The sequence below is a fragment of the Comamonas sp. Z1 genome (assembly GCF_008121555.1).
GTDB classification, from domain to species: domain Bacteria; phylum Pseudomonadota; class Gammaproteobacteria; order Burkholderiales; family Burkholderiaceae_C; genus Comamonas; species Comamonas thiooxydans.
In genome coordinates this window covers 130,944-149,760 of record NZ_VOQT01000010.1, presented here as the reverse complement: position 1 = coordinate 149,760, position 18,817 = coordinate 130,944, and the positions used below count along the sequence as shown (strand labels likewise).

At 64.8% G+C, this 18,817-nt stretch carries 15 protein-coding genes; 6 read left to right on the top strand and 9 right to left on the bottom strand.

The genetic code is table 11. From position 1 onward, the window contains the following. Positions 1-41 precede the first annotated feature (41 nt). Positions 42-938, top strand: coding sequence for a DMT family transporter (locus tag FSY45_RS17965; protein WP_046460416.1), 897 nt, complete (start codon positions 42-44; stop codon positions 936-938). A gap of 22 nt (positions 939-960) precedes the next feature. On the opposite strand, the gene FSY45_RS17960 is transcribed toward FSY45_RS17965, so the two are convergent. After that, on the bottom strand, positions 961-1,881 hold the full coding sequence (locus FSY45_RS17960) for a LysR family transcriptional regulator (protein WP_046460417.1): 921 nt from the start codon (positions 1,879-1,881) through the stop codon (positions 961-963). 158 nt (positions 1,882-2,039) lie between these two features. Between FSY45_RS17960 and FSY45_RS17955 the strand changes: the two genes are divergently transcribed. The 4 genes from FSY45_RS17955 (at position 2,040) to FSY45_RS17940 (ending at position 6,757) form a co-directional block, all read left to right on the top strand. After that, complete coding sequence (locus tag FSY45_RS17955; protein WP_046460418.1) at positions 2,040-3,050, top strand: tripartite tricarboxylate transporter substrate binding protein; 1,011 nt, start codon at positions 2,040-2,042, stop codon at positions 3,048-3,050. 226 nt (positions 3,051-3,276) lie between these two features. Beyond that, positions 3,277-4,893: a gamma-glutamyltransferase family protein gene (locus FSY45_RS17950; RefSeq protein WP_046460419.1), complete on the top strand. Its 1,617-nt coding sequence runs from the start codon at positions 3,277-3,279 to the stop codon at positions 4,891-4,893. A 209-nt stretch (positions 4,894-5,102) separates the two neighbouring features. After that, positions 5,103-6,026 (top strand): RNA polymerase sigma-70 factor, encoded by a 924-nt coding sequence (locus tag FSY45_RS17945; protein WP_046460420.1) that lies wholly within the window; start codon positions 5,103-5,105, stop codon positions 6,024-6,026. Between the two features lie 233 nt (positions 6,027-6,259). Next, positions 6,260-6,757 carry a carboxymuconolactone decarboxylase family protein gene (locus tag FSY45_RS17940; RefSeq protein ID WP_046460421.1) on the top strand — a complete coding sequence of 166 codons (498 nt, stop codon included), beginning with the start codon at positions 6,260-6,262 and terminating at the stop codon, positions 6,755-6,757. Between the two features lie 159 nt (positions 6,758-6,916). On the opposite strand, the gene FSY45_RS17935 is transcribed toward FSY45_RS17940, so the two are convergent. The 5 genes from FSY45_RS17935 to FSY45_RS17915 form a co-directional block, all read right to left on the bottom strand. Further along, positions 6,917-7,900, bottom strand: a complete 984-nt coding sequence (locus tag FSY45_RS17935) for a tripartite tricarboxylate transporter substrate binding protein (RefSeq protein WP_080944380.1) — start codon at positions 7,898-7,900, stop codon at positions 6,917-6,919. 99 nt (positions 7,901-7,999) lie between these two features. Continuing rightward, a complete protein-coding gene (tcuB, locus tag FSY45_RS17930) occupies positions 8,000-9,211 on the bottom strand; it encodes a tricarballylate utilization 4Fe-4S protein TcuB (RefSeq protein WP_046460498.1) in 1,212 nt (403 codons plus the stop codon). Between the two features lie 155 nt (positions 9,212-9,366). Beyond that, on the bottom strand, positions 9,367-10,812 hold the full coding sequence (tcuA, locus tag FSY45_RS17925) for an FAD-dependent tricarballylate dehydrogenase TcuA (RefSeq protein WP_046460422.1): 1,446 nt from the start codon (positions 10,810-10,812) through the stop codon (positions 9,367-9,369). A gap of 292 nt (positions 10,813-11,104) precedes the next feature. Further along, entirely contained in the window at positions 11,105-12,490 is a 1,386-nt protein-coding gene (locus FSY45_RS17920; RefSeq protein WP_046460423.1) for a GntP family permease, read from the bottom strand. Positions 12,491-12,792: 302 nt separating this feature from the next. Continuing rightward, positions 12,793-13,731 carry a LysR substrate-binding domain-containing protein gene (locus FSY45_RS17915; protein WP_046460424.1) on the bottom strand — a complete coding sequence of 313 codons (939 nt, stop codon included), beginning with the start codon at positions 13,729-13,731 and terminating at the stop codon, positions 12,793-12,795. Positions 13,732-13,784: 53 nt separating this feature from the next. Between FSY45_RS17915 and mnmA the strand changes: the two genes are divergently transcribed. Then, positions 13,785-14,915 (top strand): tRNA 2-thiouridine(34) synthase MnmA, encoded by a 1,131-nt coding sequence (gene mnmA / locus FSY45_RS17910; protein ID WP_003066933.1) that lies wholly within the window; start codon positions 13,785-13,787, stop codon positions 14,913-14,915. A 14-nt stretch (positions 14,916-14,929) separates the two neighbouring features. On the opposite strand, the gene FSY45_RS17905 is transcribed toward mnmA, so the two are convergent. The 3 genes from FSY45_RS17905 to FSY45_RS17895 are packed head-to-tail and all read right to left on the bottom strand — an operon-like array spanning position 14,930 to position 18,778. Beyond that, complete coding sequence (locus FSY45_RS17905; RefSeq protein ID WP_003066935.1) at positions 14,930-16,126, bottom strand: hypothetical protein; 1,197 nt, start codon at positions 16,124-16,126, stop codon at positions 14,930-14,932. An 18-nt stretch (positions 16,127-16,144) separates the two neighbouring features. Next, on the bottom strand, positions 16,145-18,064 hold the full coding sequence (locus tag FSY45_RS17900; RefSeq protein ID WP_223305610.1) for an ATP-binding protein: 1,920 nt from the start codon (positions 18,062-18,064) through the stop codon (positions 16,145-16,147). Positions 18,065-18,085: 21 nt separating this feature from the next. Then, positions 18,086-18,778, bottom strand: coding sequence for a response regulator transcription factor (locus tag FSY45_RS17895; RefSeq protein ID WP_034347946.1), 693 nt, complete (start codon positions 18,776-18,778; stop codon positions 18,086-18,088). Between the last annotated feature and the right edge of the window lie 39 nt (positions 18,779-18,817).

Genomic DNA, 18,817 nt, shown 5'->3' with positions numbered 1-18,817 from the left:
TGTGACAGGCGTGCAGGCCGGGGCTGTGCACAATGCCCTGTATGTCTGTAGCCAGCCTGATTCGACTCATGACACTGGCCGCCCTCTGGGGCGGCAGTTTTTTATTCATGCGCGTGGCCGTACCCCATCTGGGGGCCGTGCCCACGGCCGTGGGACGCGGCCTGTTTTCGGCGCTGGGCCTTGGCGCGGCGTTGTTTGCCATGGGCTACCGGCCCAGGCCAGGACGCTATCTTTGGCCCTTGCTGGGGCTGGGTGTCATCAATTCCGGCATCCCCTTTCTCATGTACGCGCTGGCGGCCCAGGTGCTGCCATCGGGCTATAGCGCCATCTTCAATGCCACCACGCCTCTGGTTGCTACCGTGGTGGGAGCGCTGGTGTTTGCCGAGGCGATCACGCCCGCGCGTGTGGTGGCGGTGCTGCTGGGGATTGGCGGTGTGGCGGTGCTGGCCCAGGCCGGGCCGCTGGATCTCGGCAGTGCCGTGCTGGGAGGCATGGCGGCCTGTTTTGTGGCCACGGTCTGCTATGCGTTTTCCAGCTATCTGACGCTCAGGCTGGCCGGTGCCAATGCGTGCGTGGACACGCGCGCTGCCGTTTTCATCAGCCAGCTCGGTGCGCTGATGGTGCTGACGCCGGCGCTGCTCATCGACATGGCGCTGGAGCCCGGCATGCTGACCAGGCTGCAGGCCGCTCCGCTGCTGGCATGGGGCAATGTGGCGCTGCTGGGCTTGCTGAGCACGGCTCTGGCCTATGTGCTGTATTTCCGGCTGATTGCCGATGAAGGCCCGCAAAAGGCGCTGACCGTGACCTTTATCGTGCCCGTGTTTGCCGTGCTCTGGGGCTGGGCCCTGCTCGATGAGTCCTTGACCATCGCTCATGCCATGGGTGGCGGGCTGATTGCGCTGTCGCTATGGCTGGTGCTGCGCCCCAAAGCGGATTGAGTCGGCGCGAGCGGCTGCCGTATCACCAGGCTGCGGGCAGGCGCAGTTGCAGCAGCTCCAGAAAGGACTGCGCCGCATGCGGCAGCGTGCGGCCGGCCAGGGTCTGAACCTCGATATCGCGCAAATCCATGCCGCGGTCGCTGAGTGCCACGGCCACGAGCGCGCCTGTGGCCACCATGTCGCGGGCGGCGATTTCGCTGGCCACGGCGACCGCTGCGCCCTGGGCCGCAAAGTTCAGCAGCGTCTTGCCGTGATTGCTCTCCAGGGCCGGCGCCAGCATCAGTCCCTGGCGGCTGCAGGCTGCATCCAGCAACTGGCGCACGGCCGTGCTGGGTGGCGTCAATGCCAGCGGATAGCGCACCAGCCTTGCCAGTGCCACGCTGCGCTCCTGCGCCAGTTCATGGCCGGATGCCACCAGCGCCAGCACGGGCGCGGCTACGCGGCAGGCGACGGCGATGCCGGGCTCGGGGGCCCGGCTGAAACACAGGCCTATGTCGGCCGTGCCGGTACGCACGGCACCGGAAACCTCGTGCGTGGGAAGCACCGTCACTTCGAAGACGATGCCGCCGTGCTCGCGCTGGAAGGCCGCGCACAGGCGCGGCAGGAATTCACTGGCGAAGGCATCGGAGCTGGCGATGCGCACCTTGCCGCTGCGCAGGCCCTGCAAGGCCTTGATCTCGTCGAGCGCGCGCTCGGCGTCCAGCCCTGCTCGGCGTGCATGATCGGCGAGGATCTCGCCGGCGGCGTTGAGCACCATGCCGCGCGGGCGGCGCTCGAACAGCGGCGTGCCCAGCCGCTCCTCCAATGCCGCAATCTGGCGGCTGATGGCCGAGGCTGCCACATGCAGTCTTGCCGAAGCCTCGCTCAGCGATCCGCATTGCGCGACTTCGTGGAAGTAGCGCAGCGCGGTGTCTTGCAGCAGCAAATGGCGGGACTCGGGCATGGCAGGCGGTGGCGGCAAAGCGCCATTGTGCCCGGTTTGCTGTTTTGGCAACGACGGCTTGCAAATTTGCCGATAGCGGCAAATGCCCCGGTTTTCTAAGATCTCCCGTTCGGTGGTCGCCAGGCAGCGGCCAGCCCTCCATTTCTGTGGGAGTTGCCATGCGGGCACGGTTTACTGTTTCAACGACGCGCCGCCAGTGGCTTCAGGCCGCTGCGGCCGTGGCCGGTGGTTTGCTGGCCTTTCCGGCCCTGGCCCAGGACGAGGCCGCCTGGCCCGGCCGACCGGTGCGCGTGATCGTGCCGTTTCCGGCCAGCGGCGCCACCGATCTGGTGGCACGCGTGATCGCGCAGCGCGTATCGCAGGAGCTGGGCCAGCAGCTGGTCATAGACAACCGGCCCGGCGCCGGCGGCACCATAGGCACGGCCGAGGCCGCCAAGGCGGCGGCCGACGGCTACACCCTGCTGTTCACCACCAGCAGCACACATGCGATTTCGCCGCATCTGATGCCCAGGCTGGCCTACAAGGCGGACAAGGACTTCAGTCCCATTGCGCATACGGCGGATGCGGCCAGCGTACTGCTGGTCACGCCCTCGCTGCCGGTCAAGAGCGTGCAGGAGCTGATTGCCTATGCCAGGGCCAATCCCGGCAAGCTCAACTACGCCACCAGCGGCAATGGCACCATCGTGCACCTGAACACCGCCGCCTTTGCCGCGCAGGCCGGCATACAGCTCGCCCATGTGCCCTACAAGGGCACGGCGCAGTCGATCACCGATCTGGCGGCAGGCCAGGTGCATCTGCTGTTCGATTCCATCCCCACGGGCATGCCCCATGTGGCCAGCGGCCGCTTGCGTGCCCTGGCCGTGACCGGCGACAGGCGCAGCACGCTGGCCCCCAATCTGCCCACGGTGGCCGAATCGGGCCTGCCCGGCTATTCCTCGGTCACCTGGTTCGGTCTTTACGGCCCGGCCGGCATGAAGCCCGAGCTGGTAGGCAGGATCAACCAGGCCTTCAACCGCGCCATCCAGAATCCCGAGGTGATCGCCAGCCTGGCCAAGCAGGGCGTGGAGCCCGCCAAGCCGCAGACGCCCGCGCAGTTCGCAGCCATGGTGCAGGCCGACAGCGCGCGCTGGGCCAAGGTCATCAGGGACAACCACATTACTTTGGAATGACATATGCAACCCCCTGTGCGGCTGCGCCGGGGGGGACGGCATCCTCGGCTCGGCGCCCCCGGCTCGGCGCCCCCGGCTCGGCGCCCCCGGCTCGGCGCCCCCGGCTCGGCGCCCCCGGCTAGGCGCCTCCCGCCGTGAGGCGGCTCTTGCTCGATGCCTCTGGCCTGGGGCGCGCCAGTTTTAAGCGTTAAGCGCGGCGCCCATGAATCACTGATCGGACTTAGATATGACCAACCTCATCAAGGACTGGACACTTCCCTATGCCTCGCACCGCTCGCCGGTGCTGGGGCGCAATGTGGTCAGCACTTCGCAGCCGCTGGCCGCGCAGGCCGGCCTCTCCATGCTGCTGGCTGGCGGCAACGCCGTGGATGCGGCACTGGCCGCGGCGATGACGCTGACCGTGGTCGAGCCCACGGGCTGCGGCATTGGCAGCGACGGCTTTGCCATCGTCTGGGACGGCAAGGAGCTGCACGGCCTCAACGCCTCGGGCCGCTCGCCTGCGGGCTGGACGCCCGACTACTTTGCCCAGCTCGGCGGCATTCCGGAAAAAGGCTGGAATGCCGTGACCGTGCCCGGCGCCGTGTCGGCCTGGGTGGCGCTGTCCAAGCGCTTCGGCAAGCTGCCCTTCGCGCAGCTGGCCCAGCCCGCCATCGACTATGCACGCAACGGTTTCCCGGTCTCGCCCACGATTGCCACGCTGTGGGAGCTGGGCGGCAAGAAACTGGGCGACCAGCCCGGCTTTGCCGAGTGCTTTCTGCCCGGTGGCCGCGCTCCCCGGGCCGGTGAAGTGTTCAGGAGCGAAGCCCATGCGCGCACGCTGGAAGAGATTGCCGAGACCCTGGGCGAGTCCTTCTACCGCGGCGCGCTGGCCAGGAAGATGGTCGAGCATTCGCGGGCCTGCGGCGGCGTGATGAGCGAGGAAGACCTGGCCGCGCACCAGGCCGACTGGGTGGGAACGGTGTCGCAGAAGTTCGGTGACTCGGTGATCCACGAGATCCCGCCCAACGGCCAGGGCATTGCGGCGCTGATGGCGCTGGGCATGCTCGACGAGCTGGGTGCGGGTGGCGATCCGATCGGATCGCAGCCGCTGGACGGCGTGGACAGCGTGCACCTGCAGATCGAGGCCATGAAGCTGGCCTTTGCCGACCTGCACCAGTACAACGCCGACCTTGACCATATGCGGGTCACCCCAGCGCAGCTGCTGGACCGCGACTACCTGCGCGAACGCGCGCAGCTGATCGATCGCGAAAAGGCCAGCGACCCTCGCTGCGGCGCGCCCCGGCCCGGCGGCACGGTCTACCTGGCGGCGGCCGATGCCAGCGGCATGATGGTCTCCTTCATCCAGTCCAACTACATGGGCTTCGGCTCGGGCGTGGTCGTGCCGGGCACGGGCATCAGCCTGCAGAACCGCGGCCACGGCTTTACCACCGAGGCCGGTCATGCCAACCAGGTCGGTCCGCGCAAGCGTCCCTCGCACACCATCATTCCGGCCTTTGCCATGCATGCCGACGGCAGGCCGCAAATGGCGTTCGGCGTCATGGGCGGCCCGATGCAGAGCCAGGGCCATCTGCAGATGGCCCTGCGCGTGCTGCGCTACGGCCAGAACCCGCAGGCTGCGGCCGATGCGCCGCGCTGGCGCGTGACCGGCGGCAAGGGCGTGGCCGTGGAGCCGTCCTTCGATGCCACCGTGGTTGAGCAGTTGCGCGCACGCGGCCATGAGGTCAGCATCGAGGCCGGCCATGGCGTGTTCGCTTTCGGCGGCGCGCAACTGGTGCTGCGCGATGGCGAGCACTACATCGCGGGTTCCGATCCGCGCAAGGACGGGTGCGCGGTGGGGTATTGATCCCCCCTGAGCTGCTGCGCAGCTTCCCCCTGAGGGGGACGACGGCCTTGCTGCGGGGCGGCGCGGCCGGCGAGGCCCTTGCTTGCCGTCCCAGGTTTGGGGCGCGCCTTTTTTTGGCTGCGTTGTCACAAAAGCTGTGCGTTCTGCGTCTAAGGCTTGGTGCCTGTCACACTGGGTGGCTGGCCCGGCCTATTTGCAGGAGACATCACGTGAGCCCCAATTCCCACACTGCGCCGCCCGCCGATGCGGGACTGCAGGATTTCGAGCGCCATCGTCCGCGCCTGTTCGGGCTGGCCTATCGCATGCTGGGCCAGCGCGCCGAGGCCGAGGATCTGGTGCAGGATGTCTGGCTGCGCTGGCAGGACAGCGAGCGCACCTCCATTGCCCAGCCCGAGGCCTGGCTGGTGACCACGGCCACGCGGCTGGCCATAGACCGGCTGCGACGCCTGCGCGTGGAGCGCGAGCACTATGCGGGTTTCTGGCTGCCCGAGCCGCTGGTCCAGCCCTGGACCGAGGCCGCTCCCTCTGCCGAGGAGCTGCTGGAGCAGGCCCATGATGTTTCCACGGCGCTGCTGTTCGTGCTGGAGCAGCTGACGCCCGAGGAGCGCGCGGCCTTTTTGCTGCGTGAGGTCTTCGATGCCGACTACGCCGAAGTGGCCCAGGCGCTGGGCCGCAGCGAGGCCGCCTGCCGCCAGCTGGTGCACCGTGCGCGTGCCCATGTGAAGGCCGGACGGCCGCGCTTCGAGGCACCCGCACAAGCCCATGCCGAGCTGTTGCGTCGCTTTGCCCAGGCTGCGCGGGGCGGCGATCTGGCGCAGATCCAGGCGCTCTTCGCGCCCGATGCCGCGCTGATCAGCGACGGTGGCGGCAAGGTGGCATCCTTTGGCCGAGTGCTGGAGACCGGGCGCCGCCTGGCGCTGCTGTACTTCGCCACGGCCCGGCGCCTGCGCCGCGACGGGCAGGAGCAGACCCTGCATCTGGCGCGGGTCAACGGCCTGCCGGGTCTGGTGCGATGCGTGGACGGCCAGGTGGAGTCGGTGCAGACGCTGCTGGTCGAGGACGGACTGATCCGGCGCATCTACACGCTGCGCAATCCGGACAAGCTGACCCGCGTGCTGGCGCCGGCTGCCTGAGGGGCTGGGCCTGTCGCAGAAGGCGAAGAAAACAATAGCTTCTACCGTCAGTAAATTAACAGATTCAGATTGTTTTATTGCTGAGTTTGTTTCATGCAGAGAGATAGCAGCTATGTTTATTGATGGCCAGGCGATGTATGACGAGGCCTGTCACAAACCGCAGCGCTGCCGCGTCTAAGAGGTATGGGCCGGCCGCAGGGGTGGGCCTGCAATGTCCCTCAAGGAGTATTCACATGGCCGACATCGCCAACCCCACCGCCAGCCCTATTGCCATCCCCACGCCGCGCCTGGACTTCCGTGCGCTGGCTCCCGAGCTCTACAAGGCTCAGGCCGGCCTCAACGCCCAGATCGCGCGCTCCAGCCTCGGTGTGCAGCTGCTGGAGCTGGTCTATCTGCGCGTCTCGCAGATCAACGGCTGCGCCTTCTGCGTGGACATGCATGTGCGTGAGCTGCTGTCGCGCGGCGAGGATCTGCAGCGCATCAACAGCGTGGTGGTCTGGCGCGAGGTGGACTTCTTCGAGATGCGCGAGCGCGCCGCGTTGAATTGGGCCGAGCGCTGCACGCAGCTGAGCCAGGCCCATCCCGGGCAGCAGGACTTCGAGGCCCTGCGCCCCTACTTCAGCGAGCGTGAGATCGTGGAGCTTAGCTACGCCATCGGCTGCATCAATGTCTGGAACCGTCTGTGCGTGGGCTTTGCGGCTCCCGTGGAGAAAAAGCCCATCACAGTCTGAGCGGCTGTACGGCTTCCCCGTTGCACGGCGCCCGTGGCACGGCGCCTCTCTCGCTGCGGGAGCGGCGCGGCCGTCGCCGCCCTGACTTGGATTGCGCCCAATTCATGCGTTATGCCATCGGCGCGAGCGGGTTTGTGTTCTCAGATCGTGAACACGCTCTCAGTTCTGGGTGATCTTGCGTTCCTTGACCACCTTGCCCCATTGCTCGTATTCCTTCTTCATGAAGGCCGCGAACTCGGCCCGCGTCGTGGGCTGGGGCGTCAGGCCGTGGACCTTGAGCGCCTCGGCCACGCCGGGGTCCTTGAGCACCTTGACGATCTCCAGGTTCCAGCGGTCCAGCACGGGCGTGGGGGTCTTGCCGGGGGCGACGAAGGCATACCAGTTCAGCGCCTCGAAGCCGGGGAAGCCCGCTTCGGCCACGGTGGGAATATTGGGCATGTAGGCGGGGCGCGTCAGCCCGGTGGTGGCCAGCGGAATCAGCTTGCCGGTCTCGATATGCGGCAGGGCTGTCGGGGGCGCGGCGAAGTAGGAGGTGACGCGCTCGCCCAGCAGATCCTGCAGGGCTGGCGCGCCGCCCTTGTAGGGCACGTGAACCATCTCCACGCCAGCGCGCTGGTTGAACAGCTCGCCCGCCAGGTGCGAGGCCGAGCCCGCGCCGGTGGAGGCATAGTCCACGCTGCCGGGGTTCTTCTTGGCCTTGGCCACGAACTCGGCCAGGTTCTTCACGCCGGCGCCCCTGTGCACCACCAGCACATTGGGGAAGTTCACGCCGCCAGAGATGGGCGCCAGATCGGTGAAGGGGTTGTAGCCCACCTTCATGATGTGGGGGGCAATCGTCAGCGGGCCGATGGAGCCGAACAGCAGCACCGAGCCGTCGGTCGGCGCCTTGGCCACGAACTGGTGGGCGATATTGCCGCCCGCGCCGCCCTTGTTGTCCACCACCACGGTCTGGCCGATGTTTTCGCCCAGCTTCTTGGCAATCATGCGCGCCGCCGCGTCGGCGGCGCCGCCTGCGGCAAAGCCCACGACCAGGGTCACGGGCTTGTTGGGCAGCCAGTCGGGAGCGGCCTGTGCCGCCGAGCCCAGGCTCAGCAGAGAGGCGGCCACGGCCGTGGCGCGCAGGAAATGGCGTTTGTTCATCATGGGATGTCTCCTTGGTCGGAAAGGAATGCCGGTATTCCGGCTGATTTTTTGAAGTGACCGGCATGAGAAGCCATGCCGGCCCGTGGTTTTTTCAGACCTTCAGTCGGCACCCAGACCGATGGGGCTGGGTTCGCGCTTTTCGGTGTTGTGGCGCAGCAGGGCAGTCGTGCGGAACACGCCGTGGGCAAACTTGCCGTAGGGCAGGGTGGCAAACAGCGCAATCACGGCGCCCAGGTGCAGGCACAGCAGCAGTGCCAGCGCCGGCGTGGCGCGGCCCAGCCATAGCGCGAGGCCGCTTGCGGCCACCAGGAACAGCAGGGCGATGAAGCCGAGGTCCATGGGCTTTTGCTTGGCGTCGCCATGCAGCGGATGGCGCGCGCGATTCAGCATCCAGAGGCCGGCCGTGCCGATCATCAGGCTCACGCCGCCCAGGGCGCCCAGAATCTTGGGCAGGCTGGGCAGCTCGTAGGGAGCGGGCAGATCGAAGACATAGTGATAGACCGTGGCCAGACCAGTGGCTGCAAAGCACAGCATGAAGCCGTAGAAGGTCAGGTGGTGGAAGCGGCGACGCTTCAAGGTGTACTCGTCGTCCTCGTTGTGGCAGCCGTCGCCATGGCCGCCGTCCAGGTATTTCAGGCGCAGCACGTCGTGTGTGGCTTCGGCAGCGGCGGGGCCGCTGACATCCACATTGCTGGTGGCGGGCTTCACATCCTTCCAGAAGCGGCGCACGCCCATGGACAGCGCAAACACCACGAACAGGAACACCGGCGCAAAAATGCCGACCAGCAGATTGTGCGGGAACAGGTTGTAGAAGTTGTTGCCCAGATTGCCGTTCCACAGCTGGCCAACACCGCCTTGCGCGGCCACGGCCAGCGCCAGGAACAGGAAGAGGCCGGCCACCAGTGCCAGGGACAGGGTCAGACCGTTCTTCTGGTACAGCTTGCCCATGGCGGGCGGCCAGGCATAGTCGGCATAGGTCTGGCCGCGCACTTCGGCCATGGCCTTGGGAATGTTGATGCCGAATTCGTGCGGCGGTGCGTACTGGCAGGCGTGCAGGCAGGCGCCGCAGTTGTGGCAGAGATTGGCCAGGTAATGCACATCGGCCTTGCCGAACTCCAGACGGCGCGTCATGGCCGGGAACACGGCGCAGAAACCTTCGCAATAGCGGCAGGCATTGCAGATCTGCATCACGCGCGCCACCTCGTCCTCGGCAGCGGTTTCCGTTGGGGCGGGGAGGATGGGAATCACCTTACCGGTGGCCAGGGTCTGGGCTTCCTTGCCCAGTTCTTGCAGGGATTTCAGGGTTTGCATGTCAGTATCAATGATGTTGACCGTGATTCGCATCACTTGAAACTGGCGTGCTCCAAGTCAGAGACGCCGAGCAAGGGCCGCCCCGCAGCGAGGGCGTTGTCCCCCTCCCAAAGAGGGAGGGGGAAGCGGCGAAGCCGCTCAGGGGGTGTTTCATTTCAGTCCTTTACGGCGCCATGGATAGCGGGTTTGCCAGCAGCCGCCAGCGCGGCATTGCGCCCGGCAATGCGGCCAAAGGCTGTGCCGATCGACATGCCCACACCGGCCGTGTAGCCCTTGCCCAGCACATTGCCGGCCATCATCTCGCCGGCCACGAACAGGTTCTGGCTGGGCTGGTCCTTGAAGCGCACGGCGGAGGTGTCGTCCACCTTCAGGCCCAGATAGGTGAAGGTCACGCCGGGGCGCAGCGCATAGCCGTAGTAGGGGCCGGTGTCGAGCGGGCGCGCCCAGTGCGTCTTGGCCGGAGCCAGGCCTTCGGTGTGGCAGTCGTCCAGCGCGGTATGGTCGAAATGGCCGACCTTGCAGCTGCTGTTGTAGGCGTCGAGCGTGGTCATGAAGGTGTCCACGTCCAGACCCAGCTTCTGTGCCAGCTCGGGCAGGGAGTCGGCCTTCACGCCGGGGAACACCGGCGGCATGAAGCGGCCTATGGCCTTGCTGTCGATGATGGAGTAGGCCGTCTGGCCGGGCTGCTGGGCTACCAGACGGCCCCAGATCGCATAGCGCTTGGGCCAGAAGTCCTCGCCCTCGTCATAGAAGCGCTGGGCATCGCGGTTCACCACCACGCCCAGCGAGACGCAGTCGATGCGCGTGCAGATGCCGCCGTCGTACAGCGGAGCGCGGGCATCGATGGCCACCATGTGAGCTTGGGTGGGATCGCCCAGGCCGTCGGCCTGCTGCTCTTGCAGCATATGCTTGAGCAGCACGCCCTGGTTGAAGGCCGTGCCGCGGATGATGAAGTTGTCAGCTGGCCATTCGCCGCGCTCGTTCTGGCCCCAGGCCTCACGCAGCCATTCGCGGTTGGACTCGAAGCCGCCCGCCGCCAGCACGCAGCTTTTGGCCGTGATGCGCTGGCGCCCATCCTTGGTTTTGACCCATGCGGCCTGGAACCGGCCGTTCTCGATTTCGAGCTTGTCCACGGGCGACTCGTAGCGGATTTCCACGCCCAGCTTTTCGGCGCTGCGGAAATAGGCATTCACCAGCGCCTTGCCGCCGCCCATGAAGAAGGCATTGGTGCGCGCCACATGCAGCGCGCCCGACAGCGGCGGCTGGAAGTGCACGCCATGCCTGCGCATCCAGTTGCGGCAGGTCGAGGAGGCCCGGATCACCATGCGCGCCAGATGCTCGTTGGTGATGCCGCCCGTGACCTTGAGCAAGTCCTGCCAGTACTCTTCTTCGGGATAGGCCTCGACCAGCACGTCCTGGGGAGCGTCGTGCATGCAGCGCAGATTGCGGGTGTGGCCGGAGTTGCCGCCACGCCATTCGCGCGGTGCAGATTCAAGCAGCAGCACGCGGGCACCTGCTTCGCGCGCCATCAGCGCGGCGCACAGGGCGGCATTGCCACCACCGATGACGAGTACATCGGTGTCAAAGGCTTCAGTTTTCATGATGGGCTGCCACGGGCGGTGCCTGCAGCGGTTCAACGTGGGGAAATGTCCTCTGTCATTTCCGCTGCCGGAGCGCGGTTGACAGGGTTAGATTGGAGTTGAACGTCACTGTAGTGAGCACCGCCTCACCCGTGCAGCGGGGCTAGGGGATGGGGGTATCACCAATCGTGATGGATTGGTTCTGCCGCAGGCCGAAGGCGGCGTGATGCGGCCTTGTGTCACGGCTTGCAGCCCCGGAGGAAGGCGCCAGGGCCGCTGCGCTGCAGCCCCGGTGTGGCCTAGACGGCCGGCTTCAATGCACGGTGACGAGCGCGTTGAAGAGCAGCACCATGATCAGGCCCACCACGGCCACGATGGACTGCACGACCGAGATGGTCTTGGTGGCTTCGCCCATGGTCATGCCGAAGGACTCCTTGACCATCCAGAAACCGGCATGGTTGGCATAGTTGAAGAACAGCGAGCCGCAGCCGATGGACAGGGCCAGCAGAGGCAGGTTCAGGCTGGGGTCGGCCCCCGCCAGCGGCGCCAGCAGGCCGGCAGCGCCCACGATGCCCACGGTGGCCGAGCCGGTGGAGACGGACAGCAGCATGGCGATCAGCCAGCCCAGGATCAGCGGCGGGAAGGCGAACTGCTGGGTCAGATGGACGATGGCATCACCGACCTTGGCGCTGGTCAGCATCTGCTGGAAGGCGCCGCCACCGGCAATGATCATGATGATGGAGGCAATCGGCTTGAGGCTCTTGCCCAGCGCGTCGCGCAGCTTTTCGGTATCGCCGCCACGGGCCATCACCAGGGCCACGATGGCGAACAGCACGCCCAGCAGCATGGCGATCAGGGGATTGCCCAGAAAGCTGGCCACATGCATGGCTGCCGCATCCTTGGGCAGCAGCATCTCGGCAACAGCGTGGATCAGCATCAGAATGGCGGGCAGCAGGGCCGCCAGCACGCCCAGGGCGATGCTGGGCTGCTGGTCGGCAGTGGCTTTCTCGGTGATGGTGAACTGGTCCAGCAAGGCCTGGTCGGGCTTGGTGCTCATGCGCGGGGCGATGAAGGCGCCATACAGCGGGCCGCCGAGAACCATGGCCGGAATGGCGGCCAGAAAGCCGTACAGCATGGTCGGGCCGACCGTGGTCTTGAGGGTGGCGATGGCGGTCAGTGGGCCGGGATGGGGCGGAACCATGCCGTGCATGGCCGCCAGTGCCGAGATCACGGGCACGCCGACGTAGACATAGGCCGAGCCCTTGAAACGGGCCTGGCTTTCCAGCTTGCGCGCCACGCTGAAGATCAGCGGCAGCATGACCACCAGGCCGACCTCGAAGAACATGGGGATGCCGACGATGAAGGCCACCAGGGTCATGGCCCAGGGGATCATGCGATCGGAGGAGTGCCTGAGAATGGCTTCGGCGATCTGCTCGGTGATGCCTGCATCGGCCAGGATCTTGCCCAGCATGGCGCCCAGCGCGATCACGACGCCCACGGCGCCCAGCGTTTTGCCCGCGCCGTTGGTCAGCTGCTTGACGATGGTTTCCGGATCCATGCCGGTGGCAAAGCCGACGCCGACCGAGACGATGAGCAGGGCCAGCAGCGGGTGCAGCTTGATGCGTGAAACGATCAAGGCGACCAGCACCAGCACGCTGACCAGGGCGGTCAGCAGCAACTGAATATCGAGAGATGTCATAAATGAACCTTGGTTTTGGCTGGCTGTCCTGAAGCGCACTTCACATCCAGCACGAGGCAAGGCTCATATTAAAAAAGCGCACTCGCACCCGCTGTAGGCTGGCGCCGTCGGCGTGGTGCAAGATGGATGTCGAGATGCTGCCCAGGGGGCGCAACAGCAATGTTGTAATGAAGATCTAGGTTTGCCATGAGGTATGAGCTTCACATGGCAACAAAGTTGCTGTGGAAATTACGTAAGCGCTGTCAGGGCCCGGATTCTGATTTCCGGCTGCCCCGTCGCATGCCGGCTGTTGGAGAGCGCGCTCAATCCGTCAGGGAGGCGCCGCGCCAGACTCCGGACTGCACCAGCTGGCGTGCGCAATCCATCAGCACTACGCGGGCGGCAAGAGCTGCTGGCGAGAGCTCGTCGTCGGACAGGCTGCACAGCGCGGCCTTGCGCCGCACCGAGTCATCGGCGATCTGGGACCACTGAAAACGCTCGGCTGCATCACGGTACATGCCAACGGCGGACCAGGGCTGGACCGTGGCGCCCATGCCGGCATCGACCGCTTCCATCAGCAGGGTCAGCGAGTCGATCTCCATGGCCATCTGCGACTGGAAACCGGCACTGGTGAACGAGGCCATGATGGAGCTGCGCAGGCCGTGGCTGCCCGAGGGCAGGATTAGCGGCACTTGCTGCAGCTGCACCAGGCTGATGGGCACTTCATGCTGAATCTGCGGCGCCACCGGTTGCTGGCGCGACTGAATCAGAAACAGTTGCTCTTCCAGCAGAGGCATCACGCTCCATCGCCTGGCGCTCTGAGTATCGAAAAGGATGGCCAGATCCAGCTGTCTGGCGTTGAGAAGACTCGTCAGATGCCCCGAGAGGGCTGACACCATGTGCAGACGCACCTCGGGGTAGCGCTCGCGCATGGCACGCATCAGCGGCAGGCCCAGCACATTCGCAATCGTGGGGGACAGGCCCATGCTGACGGCACCCGACAGCCGGGCCTGCTGGGCTGCGTGAATGGCCTGCTGGGCATGGCGCAGGGTCAGCTGGGCCTGGTGGAAAAAAGCCTGGCCGGCCTCGGTGGGGATGACTCCGCGTGGTGTGCGCTGCAGCAGCCGGGTCGAGAGTTCCGACTCCAGGCGGCTGATCTGCTGGCTCAGCGCCGACTGCACCATGTCCAGATCCAGCGCTGCCCGGCTCATGGAGCCCAGTTCAACAATTCGTACAAAGTAGCGCAGCTGGCGCAGTTCCATGGCAAATCCTCACGCCCGCAGCAGTTGACGGGCGCTGGGATAATCGCATACCTATGAGCAACAAGCAGCGTGTCGTGGTGGGTTTGTCGGGCGGTGTGGATTCCGCCGTCACCGCCTATCTTCTCAAAAAGCAGGGCCACGAGGTCGTCGGCATCTTCATGAAGAACTGGGAAGATGACGACGACAGCGAGTACTGCTCGTCGAATATCGACTTTGTCGATGCGGCGGCCGTGGCCGACGTGATCGGCATCGAGATCGAGCATGTGAACTTTGCCGCAGACTACAAGGACCGCGTGTTTGCCGAGTTCCTGCGCGAGTACCAGGCCGGTCGCACGCCCAATCCGGACGTGCTGTGCAATGCGGAGATCAAGTTCAAGGCCTTTCTGGACCACGCCATGCGCCTGGGAGCAGAAAAGATCGCCACCGGCCACTATGCACGCGTGCGCCAGAATCCGTCCACCCAGCTGTTCGAGCTGCTCAAGGGCCTGGATAACAGCAAGGATCAGAGCTATTTCCTGCACCGCCTGAACCAGGCCCAGCTGTCCAAGGCCATGTTCCCCGTGGGCGAGCTGCACAAGACCGAGGTGCGTCGCATTGCCGAAGAGATCGGCCTGCCCAATGCCAGGAAGAAGGACTCGACGGGCATCTGCTTCATCGGAGAGCGCCCTTTCCGCGACTTCCTGAACCGCTATATCAGCAAGGAGCCGGGTCTCATCCTGGACGACCGCAACCGCAAGCTGGGCAAGCATGTGGGTCTGTCCTTCTACACGCTGGGCCAGCGTTCGGGTCTGGGCATTGGCGGCGTCAAGGAAAAGGGTGCCGCCCGTGGTGCGGGCGACCATGCGCCCTGGTTCGTGGCACGCAAGGAAATGGACAAGAATATTCTGCGCGTGGTACAGGGCCATGACCATCCGCTGCTTCAGTCGCATGCCCTGCTGGCCGATCAGGTCAGCTGGGTGGCGGGCCAAGCTCCGGCCGAGGGCAAGGCCTACGGCTCCAAGACCCGCTACCGTCAGCCCGATTCGCCTGCGCTGATTTCCCAGGCCACGGAGGCCGGCTTCCGTCTGGACTTTCCCGAAGCGCAATGGGCTGTCACCCCTGGTCAGTCCGCCGTGCTCTATGACGGCGATGTCTGCCTGGGCGGCGGCATCATTGCGCAGGTCGATCCTGCGGCCGCTCGGTAATCGATAGGTAGGCGCTAGTAGTCGCGGTTTTCATCAAACCACTGCTGGGCCTGCTCATCCGTCAGCTTCAGTGACAGCGCCGCAGGCAGTTGTGCCAGTTGCTGCACGGCCAGCCCCAGGTCTTCACGTTCGCTGGTTTCAATGCCTTTGACTGTGTTGAAGCGGGCGGTAAAGGCTGTCAGTGCAGCTTGCACATGGCCAAGGTTGCTGGCTGTGCCAATTTCTTGTTCAGCCAGCTCATAGGCTGCATGCGCAATCCTGGCACGGGCTGTGGGCCAGCCCGCAAATGGCCGCCCATATTCCTTGGCCCACCATTCGGGCTTGCGCAACTGGCTGACGGATGTGTAGTCAGCCCAGGGTCGAGCCTTGGCCCGGTCCTTGAGTTGCTGGCGCAGGTGTTTGCCAGTGGCTTCTTCCACGTTGTAGGCGATGAAGAAGTCCAGCTCCGGCCAGGTCGGCAGCGCAGGCAGTCCCGACAGATGGCGCATAAAACGCAGTGATAGCGCCTTGAGCTGCGTACATGATGAAAGCTGAGCCAAATCGCTGTGGTTACCCCACAGGGAAAGCGATTCCAGCTTCGAAAACTGCAGCAGGTTTTGCAGCGAAATGGGTTGCTTTCCCGCTCCATTGCGCAGCTCCAGCGTGGCGACCTGTTTCAGGCTGCCCATGTCGGGCAGCTGAAAGGCTTCATCGGCCGGGTTCTTGCTGGTGGCCGGGCTCAAACTCAGGCTTTCAGGCAGGCCTGCGGTGACGGTGATTTGCTCCAGATTGCCCTGCAGATGAAGGCGCATGCCCTGCTGCGGCAGCTTCAGGTGGATGTGGCCCTGATTGCCCGCTTGCAGATGAATGCTCAGTTCGCGAATCTGTGACTGGCTGGCGTCGATATGTACATCTTGCTGTAGCTGTGGGTACCAGCTGAAGTTTTCGATAGTACGCAACTGCGCCCATGTGAAGAAGCCGCTGTCATTGCCCGTGTAGTAGAAGCTGCGTGGCCAGGGCGAGCCGGCGGGCGTGGCAAAGGGGTCAAAGCAGGACCAGAGCACGCAGGCGTCGACAGGCAGCCACAGGTCCGCTGTTTTCAACAGCGTCCTGGGGCCAAGGGTCAGGCTGCCCTGGCCGGGGCTGGTTTTGAGCCTGTGCGGCGCGTCAGGCGTCAGCTCAAGGGTGAAGACGCCGTCTTCATGCGGTGTTCCGTCGATAAGCAGGGGCATGCAGAAAGCTTAGCGCAGTTACCAGATGCTCTGGGGAGACGGCACGGCGCTCTGTACTTCGGTGTGACGTTGCACCTTGCCGAACAGCGGCAGGCTGGCTCGCAGCTCGGTGCGGCCGGGGCTGGACTGTATGACCAGAGTGCCTTGCAGGCGCTCCAGTCGCGCCAGCATGCTGCGCATGCCCACGCCCATGCTGTTGATCTGTGTGCTATCCAAATCAAAGCCTGTGCCGTTGTCCTCGATCTGCAGCTGCAACTCCCTGGCGTCGGGAATCTCCAGCCGAACCTGGACCTGGCTGGCGCGGCTGTGCTTGATGACATTGGTCAATGCCTCTTCCAGCACGCGGGTCAGCGTCAGGCACTGAATGGGGCTGGGCGCGTGAGTCCAGTATTCGGGCAGACACCACTTCACCTGAATGTCCAGCTCCTCGAACAGCCGTGCAAAGCGGTGGCGCAGCGGAGCAAGCCACTGCATGGGTGTCTCGGGAACCTGGATGGCGGTGCTGGTGCCGGTGTCAATCATCTGACGCAGGTCGTCACGCATGAGCTTGAGCATGGACAACACCTGGGCATTGGGCAAAGGGGCGCTGCTCTGCTCGACCAGTGCAATGGAGCGCACCAGAGAGCCGCCCAGACCGTCGTGCAGATCCTGGGAAATGCGCAGACGTTCCTGCAGGCGGGAGTGGCTCAGAGCCAGATGGTGTTCCCTCTCCAGGGTCTGGCTCAGGTCGTCGCAGGCCTGTGTGACGGTGAGACTGAGTTCGTGGTTGAAGTGCTCGATGCGGCGCATATTCCACACGACCTGCCGCCCCAGCAACCACGCGATCACCAGCATGCTCAGCAAGGTGGTGTAGGGAGTCAGCGTCAGATTGTGATCCAGGGTCTTGGTCAGCAGCAGCAGATCGTGCACGCCGATGGCCAGGTAAAGCACGAAGCAGAGGCTGAAAGCGATGTGGGCTGGCGTGCGTGTCTGCAGCGCGCGCAGTGGAAACAGCAGGCACACCAGAGCGCAAAGACAGAACATCAGCAGCCAGACGGCCCGGCTCAGCGCTATCTGTGCATCGGGCACAGACAGTGCAAATACGGCACAGAGGCTGCATATGCCGGCCAGCGTACGTTCCAGCCGCATGAGGCGTAATTCCCCAAAGCGCAGCGTAAAAATGCAGAAGGTGTAGGTAAATGCAATGAAAACCAGCAAATTGCCCTTGGCAAAGGCCGGCGTACTGCTGAAGGGCCAGGGATCAGTCATGACCATAAAGCAGAGCATCAGTGCCCAGCACATCAGATTGAGTGCGTACCAGCCATAGAGTTTTTGATTGCGGTTGTGGAGCCAGGCAAACGAAAACAGCAGACATAGCACCAGGCTGACCGTGATGCAGACCATATAAATGGTGCGCAGGTTCCAGGTGGCCTGCGCCGTCCATTGCTTGAGCTCGGCTGGATGGCCTATGCGCAGCCGCCCCAGGCCTGGCGTCTGGCTGCTGAGCCCGTGGACGCGCACCCAGATGCTGTTGCCCTGCTCCTTGAGCAGCGCCTTGGGCAGCAGCCAGTAGCGTGGCATATTCCAGCTGCGGCTCAGCGGCTCCACCAGCGATTGATCGCGCCAGATCAGTTCTGAATTCACGAACACCTCGCCCGCCATCACGATATTGACGACGGCCAGCGCCACGGGCTGATCGCGCCCGCAGGGGCTCTCCCAATCGATGCGGTACCAGGCTGCACCGTCATAGCCGGGCCAGCGTTGACTCCAGTCATCCAGCCCCGGCACATCCACCCATTGCAGCAAGGCCGCATCGGGTGGAGGCCCCTCGGGCATTGCCTTGGCCGATTGGCGGGCCACAATGCGCGGTTCACAGAGCAGGTCCTGAGGCCTGAGCTCCTGTGCCCAGACCACGCCGCAATTCCAGCCCATGACGAGCGCAAATATCAGGCGGAGCATGAGAGCCGACCGCTTGAACATTCAGCTCAGCAAACCGCGTGCCCGGGCCTCGCTGACCGCCTTGGTGCGCGAAGGCACGGCCAGCTTGCGGTAAATATTCTTCACATGGCATTCCACGGTGTAGCGCGAGAGAAAGAGCGACTCTGCGATCTCCCGGTTGGTCATGCCGTCTGCGACCAGCTTGAGGATCTGGATTTCGCGGGCGCTGAGTATGGCTTCGGGCGGCATCTCCTTGTGTGCTTCCGTGGGCTGGGAAGGCTGCAACTCGGCAATGATGCGCCGTGCAATGAAAGGGTCGATGGGGGCGCCACCGCGCAGCACACTGCGTATGGACAGGGTGACCTCCAGGTCGTCGCGCTCCTTGAGCACATAGCCGTTGGCCCCGGCACGCAGCGCCGACAGAATGGCATCCTCGGTGCTCCAGGCGGAGATGACCAGAATTCCCATGCCGGGATCGGCGGCGCGCAACTGGCTGATCAGCTCTATGCCGCTGCCGTCGGGCAAGCCCAGGTCCACCAGTGCCATGGCGACCGGATGCTCCGCCAGCCGGGCGCGTGCCTGCCCCAGGGTTGCAGCAAAGATGAGAGCATCATCCGCATATCCGAGGCCATGCAAAATGCTTTCCAGCCGATTGCGGATCAACGGCTCATCCTCCACCACGATCAAGGGGCTGGGGAGAATGGACTCTGTAGGGAGGGAAAAAGTCTCTGCCATATTGTGTGAGGTGCCGCTGGTTTTCGTATCCCACTGTTA